Raw genomic sequence first — 12,087 nt, 5'->3', positions numbered from 1 at the left:
CATAGGTACGTCCACCGGCATGTCGCCCCCGCCTCCTGGTCCGTCGCCCCGCCCGGTCTCCTCAGTCTCGCAGCGCCTCCTCCATCACCGCGCGTGCGATCGGCGCCGCGGTCCCGCCGCCGCTGATGTCCGCGCGCCCGGCCGCCGCGTCCTCGACGACCACCGCGACCGCCACGGCGGGACGGACGGTGTCCTCGGCCTGCGCCCAGGCGATGAACCAGGCGTGCGGCAGAGCGGAGTTGTCCACCCCGTGCTGGGCCGTCCCCGTCTTCCCGCCGACCGTCACCCCGGGGATGCCCGCCTTCGTCCCCGTACCGTCCCTGACCGCGTCGATCATCATCTGCCGCAGCTGCTGCGCCGTGGCCGGGCTCATCGGCCGCCGGTACATCCGCTCGCCCGTACGGGACACGATGTCGCCGTCTGCGGTGGTGATCCGATCCACCAGATAGGGGTGTCTGAGGTCCCCGCCGTTGGCGACCGCCGCCGCGACCATCGCCATCTGGAGCGGAGTGGCCCGGGTGTCGAACTGCCCGATGGAGGAGAGCGCCAGCTCGTCGTCGCTCATCCGTGTGTCGAAGCGGGAGGCGGCGACCCGGGAGGGGATCGTGAGCCCGGCGTCGTTGAAGCCGAACTTCTCGGCGGTACGCACCATCCCCTCCAGCCCGACCTTCACCGAGAGCCCGGCCATCACCGTGTTGCAGGACCATTTGATCGCGTACGCGAGCGACGCCCCGCCGCAGCCGACCGCCTCGTTGGGCAGTCTGGTCCGCGTCCCCGGCAGGACGAACGGTTCCCCGATCCCGGTCGGGGCGTCGGCTTCCCTGACCGTCCCCGATTCCAGCGCCGCCGCCGCCGTCACGATCTTGAAGGCGGAACCGGGCGGATAGGTCTGCCGGATCGCCCGGTTGAGCATCGGCTGGGTGTCCTGCCCGGTCAGCCGGGTCCACGCGCCGGTGACCCTGCTGCCGGTGCCCGACAGCCGCCCCGGGTCGTACGAAGGACTGCTGACCAGCGCCAGAATCCGGCCCGTCGTCGGCTCGATCGCCGCGACCGCGCCCCGCCGCCCGGCGAGCCCGTCGTACGCGGCCCGCTGCATCGACTCCTTGATGGTCGTGACGACCGTGCCGCCGGGCTGCCGGCTGCGGGTGAGGTCGTTCCAGAAGGGGAGGGGCGCGAGCATCGGCTCCGTACCGGAGAGTACGTCGTCCTCGGCGCTCTCCAGCAGTGTCGTGCCGTACGTCTGGGAGGCGTAGCCGGTGACGGGCGCGTACAGCGGACCCTGGGTGTAGCCCTGCTCGTAGCGCAGCGGCTCCCGGGTGTCCTTGGGACGGGTGACCGTCTTGCCGTCGACGACGATGTCACCGCGCGGCTGGGCGTAACGGAGCACGGAGGCACGGCGGTTGGCGGGGTTCCTGTCGAGGGAGTCCGCCTCGATGATCTGGATTCTGACCGCGTTGAGCAGCAGGGCGACGAGGAGCAGCAGACAGAAGAGGGCGGTGCGCCGGATATGGCGGATCACTGGTCGTCCTCGCGGATCAGCGGGCGTCCTCCAGGGTCCAGGATCGCGGGTGCCACGACTCCCGTCTCCTCGGACTGTGACGGGGACTGGGGCTTGGACTGAGACTGGAACTGTGGCTCGGACCCCGACCGGGACCGCGACCGGGACTGGGACTGGGACTGTGACTGTGACTCGGGACCGGGCCCGGTCCCGGGGCGCGGGCTGCGGGCCGAATCACTGAGCCGGATGAGCAGCGCCACGATCACCCAGTTGGTGACGACCGACGAGCCGCCCTGCGCGAGGAACGGCATGGCCATACCGGTGAGCGGGATCAGCCCCATCACCCCGCCCGCGATGACGAACACCTGGAGGGCGAGGATCGAGGCGAGCCCGGTGGCGAGCAGTCGTCCGAACGGGTCGATCAGCACCAGCCCCGTACGGTAGCCACGGGCGACCAGCAGCGCGTACAGCATGAAGATGGCGGCCAGTCCGACGAAGCCCAGCTCCTCGCCCGCGGTGGCGAGGATGAAGTCCGACTTGGCGGCGAAGCCGATCAGGATGGACTGGCCCTGGCCGAGCCCCGTACCGAACAGCCCGCCGGCCGCGAACGCGAAGAGCGACTGGGCGAGCTGGCCGGGCCCGCGCCCCTCCTCGATGGACGCGAACGGATGCAGCCAGTCCTCGACCCTGCTGTGCACATGCGGCTCCAGCGAGCCGACGGCGAAGGCGCCGACCCCGGCGAGCAGCAGTCCCACGGCGATCCAGCCGGTGCGTCCGGTCGCCACATAGAGCATGATCACGAAGAGCCCGAAGAAGAGCAGCGAGGTGCCCAGATCCCGTTCGAGGACGAGGACCATCACACTGATCAGCCAGATGGCGACGATCGGCCCGAGGACGCGGCCGGTGGGCAGATGGAGCTTGCGGATCCTGCGCCCGGTGTAGGCGAGGACATGGTGGTTGGCGGCGAGATACGCGGCGAAGTAGACCGCGAGCAGGATCTTGGCGAACTCACCGGGCTGGAAGGAGAGCCCGCCGAACCGGATCCAGATCTTGGCCCCGTTCACGGCGGGATAGAAGATCGGCACGATGAGCAGCACCAGCGCGGTGGCGACCGAGAGATACGCGTAGCGCTGGAGCGCGCGGTGGTCGCGCAGGAACGCGACGACGGCGATGAACAGCGCGACGCCGAAGGTGGACCACACCAACTGGGTCGGCGCCGCGATGCCGTTCGGGGTCTCCAGGTCGAGCCGGTGGATCAGCGCCAGGCCGAGACCGTTGAGGAGCACCGCGATGGGGAGCAGCAGGGGATCCGCGTACGGCGCGCGCAGACGGACCGCGATATGGGCGAGGAGGGCGAGCACGCCCAGCCCGACGCCGTATCGGACCGCGCCGGGCGGCAGCGCGCCGTACTTGCCGAGGCCGACGCTGACATAACCGAAGACGGAGATGAGGACGGCGCAGACGAGGAGGGAGAGTTCGACGCCGCGGCGCTTGCGGAGGCCGGGCTCGGGCGGGGGAGTGTCCCCCGTCGTTGCGGTCATGGATCGAAACGTAGCAAGGCGGCATGCCTTATGTCCGTTTATGTGGAGTCGTAAAGCATGCCGGGCTCACTTCGGGCGGACGCGGGTGTCAGCGCGGGGCGGCGTACGGGGACGGGGGCGGGGCTGGGTGCGGTGTCAGCACCAGTGCGGTGTCTCGCCGAGGCTGCGGATGTACTTGGCCGATCCCCAGGCCCAGCTGCCGTCGGCGAGGAGGTACCAGCGGTTGTTGCCGTCCACGTTGCCGCCCTCCACCTTGCAGAAGATTCGGACGATGTCGCCGTACTCCACTTCGCCGACGACTCTGCTGCTGCGCGTGGGCTTGTCGCGGAGGAGCAAACCGGTCTTGGCGACGACCTTGCCTCGGTATCTGCCGCCATCCTGGCCGCCGCCTCCCTGGGCGCCCGCCTGCGACTTCCCGGGCTCGGACTTGCCCGGCTCCGATTTCGCCGGCTCGGACTTCCCGGGCTCCGGCTTCGCGGCCCCTGGCTTCCCGGCTTCTGGCTTCCCGGTCTCCGGCTTCCCGGTCTCCGGCTTTCCGGCTTCCGGCTTCCCGGGTGGATTGTCCGCAGGCTGGGTGGTCGCTGGTCCGGTGGCCGCCGGTTCGGTGGTCGCGGACACGGTGACCGTGGGCTCGGCGAACGCGGAAGCGGCGAAGGCGGGTGTGGCGGAGACCGTGGCGAGAGTCGTGGCGGCGAGCGCGGAGACGGTGAGGACGGCGGCGGTACGGCCGAGCGAACGCACGGGCATGGGGACTCCTGGGACCTGAGGGCGAGGAGCCGGTGATTCCGGCATATGACTCGCGTGGTTCACGCTAGGTTCGCTACTCAATGTCCGCAATCGCTGACTCTGGGTGTTCGCGCCATCGGACTCCGACAGGACTCCCATGGCGTTCCCGGTCGGTTCCCGATGGATCCCCGCTGTGCTTGCCGCTGTGCTGCCGTGGGCTCCTGTGGGCTCAGTGCTGGTGGGGGTTCCGCTGCGCCGTCCGGTCGTACGCGGCGCCGCCACCCGTCTGGCCGGTGCTCTGGGCGAGCAATTGGTCGGCCTGCTCCTTCGTCACCTGCTGCTCGGCGCCGCAGAACGTGCACTGGGTCGCGTACTTGGTGGAGAACGCGAAGAGCGGCACGAAGAACAGCGTGAACTTGGTGACGCGCTTCTTGAGCGTGTGCGCGGAGGGGTTGCCGCAACGGCCGCAGACCAGCGTCAGTATGGCCAGTTGGTAGAGATAGCCCTTGGTACCGAAGATGATCATGTGAGTGATTCCTTCCGCGAGACACGCGCCCGGCGCGGGAGCGTCGGGGAGAGTCTGCTCCCTCTACCCAGATTGCCGTACGGAGATGACGACGGCGGTGGCGGGCGGCGGGTGCTGGCCGGCGGAGGGGTGCTGGCCGGCGGGCGGCGTGACCTATTGCCTCCGCGGGCCCGCGACTGTTCCCATGGGTGGCAGTGGGGGTGAGGTGGCATGACGATCCGATTACGGGTCACGCCGGTCCGTTTCCGGGGCCGCGACCGGCTCTTCGTGAGCCGACCGGACGGCACGGCCGTCGCCTGGTACGACAGCGCGGACGGCTCGGCCGGTGTGACCGGTGTGACCGGCGCGGACGGCTCGACCGGTGGGCGGATCAGCGTGCTCCCCGGGGCGGCGCGCGAGGATGTGCTGGCCGCGCTCGCGCCGTACATCACCGGCGAGGTGGCCGTCGGGCCGCCGCCGATACCGACCCCGGCCGATCTGGACCGGCTCTCCCTCCACCCGGACGACGACCTCGCCCCCAACCGTCCGGGCGAGGCGCTCCACGCGGAACTGGACGCGTTTCCGGCGTCCGAGCCGCGTGGGTGGTTCCGCCGGGGCACACGGCCGGCGGACCCGTATCACGGGGATCCGCGATCCGGGGAACTCCTCGCCAGGCAACTCCTCGGTGATCACCTCGACCGGCTGGAGGGCGCGGGCTGGCGGGTGCTGCACTCGATACCGCTTCCCGGGGCCGGTGCCGGCGCCCGTATCGATCATCTCGCGATCGGCCCGGCCGGCGTCCTGGCCGTACGTACCCTTGCCGCGCGCGGGCGGCGGGTCCGTATCGCCGACCCCATGGTCCGTACGGGCCGTGCCGAACCGCGGCCCGAACTCCGCTGGGCCCGCCGCGCGGCCGAGCGCGCCTCGTTCGCCCTGGCGACCGCCGTACGTCCGGTCCTCGCGGTGGTCGAGCCGTCCCGGCGGCACACGCTGCCGTCCCCGCCGGACGTACGGATCCTGCGGGACTCCGAGATCCCGACGCTGGCGTACCTCGGGGGCGTACTCAAACCGGCAGACATCGAGGCCCTGTACGCGACGGCCCGCGACCGCCGCACGTGGCTGTCGGTGTAGGAGTGGCGACCGGCGGGCGCACCGGCCGGCGGGCAGGCGCCAGGCAGTCGGGGTCTACGTCCCCGCGTCCCGAGGTCTCCTACGTCCCTACGTCTGGGGATGCCCCTACGTCTCGGGCAGCGGTCACGTCTAGGGCAGCGGTCCGGCGTGGCCGGGGTCGAGGAGCGGGGCGAGGAGGTCTCCGTACCGCTCCAGCCGCCCGGCGATCTCCGTGGACCGGAAGACGAGTTCCTCGGCCGCCGTGCAGTCCGTGATCTCGTCCCAGGTCACGGGCGTGGAGACGGTCGGCTCCTGCCGGGCCCGCAGGGTGTAGGGCGCGGCGGTCGTCTTCGCCGCGGCGTTCTGGCTGTGGTCGACGAAGACCTTCCCCGGGCGCAGCGAGCGGGCCATCCGGTGGACCACGTGCTCCGGCAGGGCCGCCTCCGCCTCGACGGCCAGGCCCTTCGCGTACGCCGAGACGTCGGCCGACGGCGTCCGCTCCAGCGGCACGAGAAGATGGAGCCCCTTCGAGCCGGAGGTCTTCGCGTAGCTCTCCAGGCCGTCCTCGCCGAGCCGCTCGCGCAGCCAGCGTGCCACCGCGCAGCACTCCACGACGGTGGCGGGCGCACCCGGGTCCAGATCGAAGACCAGCCGGTCGGCCTGGCCGGGGGTATCGGCCTGCCACTGGTGCGTATGGAACTCCACGACCAGGTTTGCCGCCCACATCAGCGACGGCAGATCCTCCACCACCACCTGCCGGCCGCTGTCCGCCGTCTTTCTGGGCACCTCGGCGACCCGCACCCAGTCGGGGGTCCCGGGCGGCGGGTTCTTGGTGAAGAAGACCGGGCCGCCCGGCCCGTCCGGGTAGCGCAGGAAGGAGACGGGGCGATTGGCGAGATGGGCCACGAGAGGGCCCGCCGTTTGGGCGTAATAGTGCAGGACCTCGCCCTTGGTGGTGCCGGTGGCGCCGTACAGCACCTTCTCCAGATTGCTGAGCGAGAGGCGCCGCCCCTCCACCACTGTGATCGGCGTCATACGATGAGAATCCCATAAATCTCACGATTAACGGATGAAAGGGATGGAACGTGCGATCGATATGGAACGGCGCGATCTCCTTCGGGCTGGTCAGTATCCCGATCAAGCTGGTGAACGCCACCGAGAACCACTCCATCTCCTTCCGTCAGATACACAAGGAGGACGGCGGCCGTATCCGCTACCGCAAGGTGTGCGAACTGGACGGCGAGGAGCTGTCGGCGGCGGAGATCGGCAAGGGGTACGAGGACGCGGACGGCTCCATCATCCCGATCACGGACGAGGACCTGGCGTCGCTGCCGCTGCCCACGGCGAAGACGATCGAGATCGTGGCGTTCGTCCCCGCGGACTCGATCGACCCGCTCCAGATGGACGCGGCGTACTACCTCGCCGCGAGCGGCGTCCCCGCCGCCAAGCCGTACACGCTGCTGCGCGAGGCGCTGAAACGCAGCAAGAAGGTCGCCATCGCCAAGTTCGCCCTGCGGGGCCGTGAGCGGCTCGGCATGCTGCGGGTGGTCGACGATGTCATCGCGATGCACGGTCTGCTCTGGCCGGACGAGATCAGGGTCCCCGAGGGCGTGGCGCCCGAGACCGGAGTGACCGTACGGGACGCCGAACTCGACCTGGCCGACGCCCTGATGGACACCCTCGGCTCGGTCGAACTCGACTCGCTGCACGACGACTACCGCGAGGCGGTCGAGGAGATGATCGCGGCCAAGGCGGAGGGTGAACCGGTACCGGCGCGCGAACGGGCGGAGGGCGGCGGCAAGATCATCGACCTGATGGCGGCACTGGAGAACAGCGTGCGCGCGGCGAAGGAGGCACGCGGGAACGGGGGAGACGTCGCGGAGGTCACCCAGCTGCCGGACCGCAAGCCGAAGGAGCCGAAGAAGGCCGCGGCGAAGAAGACCACCCCCGCGAAGAAGACGGCGGCCAAGAAGACCACGGCGAAGAAGACCCCCGCCAAGAAGACCGCACCCCCCAGAAGCAAGCGCTCCTCCGCCTGACCTCCCCGCCCGCCCCACCCCCCGGAAATACCTGTTCACAGCCACCCCACGGAAGCTGGTAGGGTTTCACCCGTCGCCACCACAGCGATACGCCCCCGTAGCTCAGGGGATAGAGCAACGGCCTCCGGAGCCGTGTGCGCAGGTTCGAATCCTGCCGGGGGCACTCCGGATCAAGGCTCTGACCAGCAGAAATGCGGGTCAGAGCCTTTCTTGTTCATGCCAAAACGAGCAGTCGTTGGAGCGGTTGACCTCCGCCGGGGCCGAGCAGGCCCGCCTCACGGCGGCCGAGCAGTCGGCCGGACGCCTGCGGCGTCTGATCGCGGTGCGGATCCCAACGCCTGACCTGCGTTGACGCGCTAACTCACCGGCATTGCGGGTCAGAAGGCACTTTCGTGTTTCCGCCCCGCTTCCGGCCTCATCCCAACCGAAACGGCGAGGCTAATCGGTGGCATCCCACAGCGTCCTCGATGTGTCGGCGGCACGCTGCAATGGGACGATTTTCGGCCGGGCGTCCTTCATTTTGACGTAATCAAGGTGTCGGGCCTGAAGCTGTTTCACATAATCGGGGGCTTGACCGAGGTTACGCCGCGTCTTGCCGGGGCCGAGGCGGATGCGCAGGGTCTCGTCGAGGCGCGCATGGGGACGCTGCTGGGGGTGCGGTTCCTGGCGGGCGAGTACGGCACCGGCCCGGTTCACGGCCTGCGGACCGATTCGCTGGGCTCGACGAGAACGGCGAGCCGGTGATCGTCGACTCGGTCAACGACACCCGGCAGGGTGGAGCCGCTCCCGGCCGCTGACGGCCCCGGCTGAGCTGGCCTGCGCTATGAGCGAGGTGGTCACCGACTCCGGGTGAAATGGCGCGAAAGATGCGACAGTGCCGACCGGGCCTGGGGCTGGGCGGACCGGGGCGGGTGGGCTTCATACGGCGGAGGGGGCGACGCGGGGTGGCCGTCGACAGTCGGCGACGGCCGCTGCGCCGCCGCCGCGACGCTGGGCGAGGCGAGGCCAACCGGACCCCCCACGGACACCGACGGGACCTGACCGGCAGCGGAAGAGGAAGCGGCAGGAAACGAGGATGCCGAATAGGCCGGAGGCCGCTCATGTCCGCCCTGCCCACCTGCCGTGGCGGCCGTGGCATCCATGGGCGACGCGGACGCGGGCTGCCCTGACGCGGCACGCCAGATACTCAGACGATCGGGGGGCCGGGGCACCGGCCGCGGATCGGCTCCGAATCGTGTGCGGCCGCTCGACTCGCGCCGCAGGGACTCGGCCTGCCTGATACCCAGGAGGAGTTCAGCGTTTCTGCCCCGCCTCTCGCCAACCGGCGTGTTTCCGTCCACCACCGCAGGGGCGCCCTCGGTCCGGGCCCGTCCGTCCAGGCGATCGACGTTCTGGTCCCGTGCACGCGAAACGGCGGTGGCACTCTGTGTGCTGCCCCTTTCCGCCTGAGGCCCCGGGGCGGTCCCGGTTCCGGCTTCACCTCGTGCTCGGCCGTCCGTTTCCGCTCCTGTGACTCGGCGGACCGCGGTCGGTAGCGGCGGGATTCGGTCCACTGCCACGGTCGGCAGCTTGGGCGACGGCGGTCTCACGAATCGGGCAGCCAGCGTTTCCTCGATCACACGCCGGCTTCGGGCGGCCTCCGTGATCAAGTAGCGTTCCGGATCCTCTCCGGACGGATACATGTGCCGAAGGTCCGGGTTCTGTCTCAGATAATCGGTGACGGATCTGTCATGGTCGGCCAGCACCGGCAGCCTCGTGCGTGAACGCTTGAATACCGTCAGCAGAGTGGAGACCGTGTGCAGTTCGCCGGACTTGTGTCTGTGCCACGCATTCCCCTCGGACACAAGATTCGTGACCTGTTTTCTCAGTTCCGCTCTATCTGTCCGGGAAGCTTCCTTCACCAGCTCCATGATGCCGTCGTTGCGTTTTTTCGCGGTCTCGGCAGCAATACGTGCAGCATTCAGCGCTTCCCTGGAAGGGGCGACTTCTTCCGCCTCCCTGGACTTGGCGATGATCATATCGTTGTCCACTATTTGGACGGCGAGTTCCCTGATGTCTTCAGGTGTCATGGCGAAAACCAAACTGTGAGCTGAAGCTGATGGGTTGCGTATGGGCTCGTGTGGCGGACATGCGGGTCATGGGGCAATCCTCCAGAAGCCGAATCCTGTCCCGGCGTGTTCCTTTGCCGGCTACCGGGGACGCGACCGGCCGGCCGCATCGCTTTGGTTTGCCACGCGACTCGTCACCGGAGGCTTGCTTGCCCGTTCAGGGCTCGTGGCCCTTTCTCTTGTATGGGTCGATCGTGCCTCGGCTGCTCTGGCCAGGGGTGCCTTGCCGAAGACGGATACCTCCGGCGGTTCTTCAACGGACCGGGAGCCTCCAACATCAAGACGTGGGGCGGTCTGAGCGTCATACCTTTCGATCCATGCGTGCGCAAGCGCAGCCGATTCCTCGATTCGCATATCGTGGCCGATGGAGGAAATCGATTCGGTAGCCCGTTCTTCAGTGCCCAGAACATCCGGAGTTCCCAGAACATCCGGCGAGGGCCGCCACGCCTCTCCGGCGACCGCGCCCGTGAGGGGCAGCCGGCCCGTATCGTAGGCCTGGCGATACTCGGGGTTCTCCTGTATCAGAGTGAGCAGTGCGGAGGCGATCGCCGTTCGCTCCGGTTCGCTGCTTCGGAGGACTTGCTCCATGAGCGGGCCTGGTGGTTGGGGCGCAGGAAGCCTTGGTGTCCATTCCTCTCTTCCGGGTGGCGACGTCGATTCCTTGTTTTCGGACGGCGTTCCCCGCAAAAAAGCAAGCACACGATCAACCGCATCGCGAATCAGTCGGAACAGTGAAGAAGATTGTCCTCGCGAGTTGCCGACGGCAGTGGCGCGTGAATCAGGACCCGATGGTTGCCAAACGGGTAGTTGGTTTGCCTCCAACTCTTCCGCGATCAACTTCCTGGCCTCTGCGGTGTGATCCATCGTGAAGTTATTCATGGCCCTGCTCCTCTTTTTTCGTCGGCCCTCCGGTCACCTCGTATACGAAAGGCGTGAAAGCGTGGTGCTCTTCGGCTCCGCCCGGTGACGACCGGCGGGCGAAGTGCACGCGAGGTCGGAAGGATGCGGCGCCGGCTCTCTCGGCAGCCGCATCGCCGCGACGGAGGGCAGCCTGACAGCGCTGTCCGCAGCGACGGATGCCCTTGGCGCAGAACTCGCCGACCGCGGAGTCGCGGCCTCGGACAGCTTGCCCCAGCCGGCGGGGAGGGACGGTGCCGTGTCCTGGTTCCAGACGACTTTCTGCGCTGTGGCATCCCACGTGCCGGACTTCAGGATCTTCTTGTAGTTGGGGGGATTGGTGTTGGGCCCGTAGTAGTGGACCCGGACGATGGCCTGCGGAGGGATGCGTCCGGTGAAGGCGACCTCTTCTTCGAAGAGGCGAGGCCTCTTTTCCTGCTTCGTGATGGTGGCATTGACGTCGACGCCCGTCCTGTCGACCGGGTCGAAGGAACGCACGGGATCGATGTCGTAGCGGTACAGCTTCTTGTGACTCCACAACGTCTCGTTACGGGTCGTGGAGACGAATTGGGAGGGGGGATTGGCCTGCCAGCGCTCGACAGTGACGATGGTGGAACGGTCCATCGGCGCGAGGCCCTCCCTGAATATTCTCTCCGGCAGAGCATCGGTGAAATGGTAGAGCGCTTCCCCTTCACCGCTTTCCACGACGGAACTCTTGTCGTCGGCATGGATGAGTTCGTAGTCGACGGCCGGTGAGGTGTCGCTGCCCACGCGGGCGCTGTTGGCGGAGAGCTGACCACCACCGGCCGCTGTGGGGGTGTGGTTGCCCTGGTGGAGATACGGGGCAAGAACGTCGGTGATCTGCTGGAGGTGGTCGGAGGTGAGAGTGAAGCACGGCTCTGTTCCGGCGTCGTCGCGCAAAGGGCCCATCAGGCTGGACTGTCCCTCGGTCACCGTCTGGGAACCGCGCCCGCCCGGGGTGAGCAGCACCCGGGGGTCGGCCCGGTCGTCGCGCACCCCCAGGCCGTGTACGAATTCATGGGCGTGGGCGGCGGCATGGACGCCGGTGAACCAGCGGTTCTGCACCATCGGCTGCCCCGGCGCGGGCAGGCCGGGGTGGACCCGCACCACCGTGTGGGCGGCCTCGGGTGAATCAACGAACTCCGCCCCGACCCACAGAACCGGCCCCGGGGCCGGAGGACCGGTGACCTGATCCGGCTGGAGCACCGGCAGGCGGTGGTGTCGCTGATTCACCAGTTGCTCCAGAGCACCGGTGAGCTGGTGACGCACCGTGGCGACCTGCTCGGGCGTGGCACCTCGCGGATCAAGGTGGATCCGGCGGGTCAGCCTGATGGTGTCCCCGGCCGGGGTCCCGTCCCGGTACCCGGCCCAGGCGTATCCCACTTCGGTGCGTTCCCCCGAATCGGCGGGGCGGTGCACCGCTGCCGGGGCGCCGTCCTGGCCCACGGTGAACGCGAAGGCGGGGGGTCCCTCACCGGACCGGGCCCCGTACGGCAGCCAGCGGTCCGTGCGTACCTCGCCGGAACCCCATAGTTCGCCGGAATCTGCCTGTTTCATCGACGGCTTCTCCTTAATTCATCGTCGCGTGGCCGCACGTCGCGCCGGCGCCCGCGAAGTGCAGAAGACCGAGGGCCCCGTCTGT

General features: G+C 68.8%; 8 protein-coding genes, 1 tRNA gene and 1 pseudogene. 4 read left to right on the top strand and 6 right to left on the bottom strand.

Translation table 11 applies throughout. The features are described from left to right. Positions 1 to 61 precede the first annotated feature (61 nt). The 4 genes from OG214_RS12750 to OG214_RS12735 all read right to left on the bottom strand — a co-directional run bounded on the left by OG214_RS12750 (position 62) and on the right by OG214_RS12735 (position 4,291). The gene (locus tag OG214_RS12750; protein WP_363082868.1) at positions 62 to 1,519 is read right to left on the bottom strand and encodes a penicillin-binding transpeptidase domain-containing protein; all 1,458 of its coding nucleotides are present in this window, start codon (positions 1,517 to 1,519) and stop codon (positions 62 to 64) included. Further along, entirely contained in the window at positions 1,516 to 3,039 is a 1,524-nt protein-coding gene (locus OG214_RS12745) for an FtsW/RodA/SpoVE family cell cycle protein (RefSeq protein WP_405984798.1), read from the bottom strand. The genes OG214_RS12750 and OG214_RS12745 overlap by 4 nt, the downstream gene beginning before the upstream one ends. 135 nt (positions 3,040 to 3,174) lie before the next feature. Then, the gene (locus OG214_RS12740) at positions 3,175 to 3,786 is read right to left on the bottom strand and encodes an SH3 domain-containing protein (RefSeq protein WP_405984797.1); all 612 of its coding nucleotides are present in this window, start codon (positions 3,784 to 3,786) and stop codon (positions 3,175 to 3,177) included. A gap of 208 nt (positions 3,787 to 3,994) precedes the next feature. Then, positions 3,995 to 4,291: a zinc-ribbon domain-containing protein gene (locus OG214_RS12735; RefSeq protein ID WP_363082865.1), complete on the bottom strand. Its 297-nt coding sequence runs from the start codon at positions 4,289 to 4,291 to the stop codon at positions 3,995 to 3,997. A gap of 210 nt (positions 4,292 to 4,501) precedes the next feature. On the opposite strand from OG214_RS12735, the gene OG214_RS12730 reads away from it, so the two are divergent. Further along, entirely contained in the window at positions 4,502 to 5,401 is a 900-nt protein-coding gene (locus OG214_RS12730) for a nuclease-related domain-containing protein (RefSeq protein ID WP_405984796.1), read from the top strand. Positions 5,402 to 5,530: 129 nt separating this feature from the next. Here OG214_RS12730 and ligD read toward each other — a convergent pair whose 3' ends face one another. Then, positions 5,531 to 6,415, bottom strand: a complete 885-nt coding sequence (gene ligD, locus OG214_RS12725) for a non-homologous end-joining DNA ligase (RefSeq protein ID WP_405984795.1) — start codon at positions 6,413 to 6,415, stop codon at positions 5,531 to 5,533. A gap of 50 nt (positions 6,416 to 6,465) precedes the next feature. Between ligD and OG214_RS12720 the strand changes: the two genes are divergently transcribed. From OG214_RS12720 to OG214_RS12710, 3 genes and pseudogenes are all read left to right on the top strand, one after another. Then, positions 6,466 to 7,419: a Ku protein gene (locus tag OG214_RS12720; RefSeq protein WP_405984794.1), complete on the top strand. Its 954-nt coding sequence runs from the start codon at positions 6,466 to 6,468 to the stop codon at positions 7,417 to 7,419. Between the two features lie 91 nt (positions 7,420 to 7,510). After that, positions 7,511 to 7,582, top strand: a tRNA-Arg gene (locus tag OG214_RS12715). Between the two features lie 371 nt (positions 7,583 to 7,953). Further along, positions 7,954 to 8,171: pseudogene (locus OG214_RS12710) on the top strand (transporter); the annotation flags it as partial. 2,268 nt (positions 8,172 to 10,439) lie between these two features. On the opposite strand, the gene OG214_RS12705 reads toward OG214_RS12710, so the two are convergent. After that, on the bottom strand, positions 10,440 to 12,002 hold the full coding sequence (locus tag OG214_RS12705) for a hypothetical protein (RefSeq protein WP_405984793.1): 1,563 nt from the start codon (positions 12,000 to 12,002) through the stop codon (positions 10,440 to 10,442). Between the last annotated feature and the right edge of the window lie 85 nt (positions 12,003 to 12,087).

It is taken from the genome of Streptomyces sp. NBC_00872, assembly GCF_045161915.1.
In the GTDB taxonomy this organism is placed as follows: Bacteria; Actinomycetota; Actinomycetes; order Streptomycetales; family Streptomycetaceae; genus Streptomyces.
The sequence above is the reverse complement of the archived record's forward strand: the minus strand, read 5'-3'. Positions and strand labels throughout refer to the sequence as shown.

What these genes read in the sequence shown, in the direction of transcription:
- OG214_RS12745 (WP_405984798.1), bottom strand. Translation starts at nt 3,039, where the DNA reads ATGACCGCAACGACGGGGGACACTCCCCCGCCCGAGCCCGGCCTCCGC.
- OG214_RS12740 (WP_405984797.1), bottom strand. Translation starts at nt 3,786, where the DNA reads ATGCCCGTGCGTTCGCTCGGCCGTACCGCCGCCGTCCTCACCGTCTCC.
- OG214_RS12735 (WP_363082865.1), bottom strand. Translation starts at nt 4,291, where the DNA reads ATGATCATCTTCGGTACCAAGGGCTATCTCTACCAACTGGCCATACTG.
- OG214_RS12730 (WP_405984796.1), top strand. Translation starts at nt 4,502, where the DNA reads ATGACGATCCGATTACGGGTCACGCCGGTCCGTTTCCGGGGCCGCGAC.
- ligD (WP_405984795.1), bottom strand. Translation starts at nt 6,415, where the DNA reads ATGACGCCGATCACAGTGGTGGAGGGGCGGCGCCTCTCGCTCAGCAAT.
- OG214_RS12705 (WP_405984793.1), bottom strand. Translation starts at nt 12,002, where the DNA reads ATGAAACAGGCAGATTCCGGCGAACTATGGGGTTCCGGCGAGGTACGC.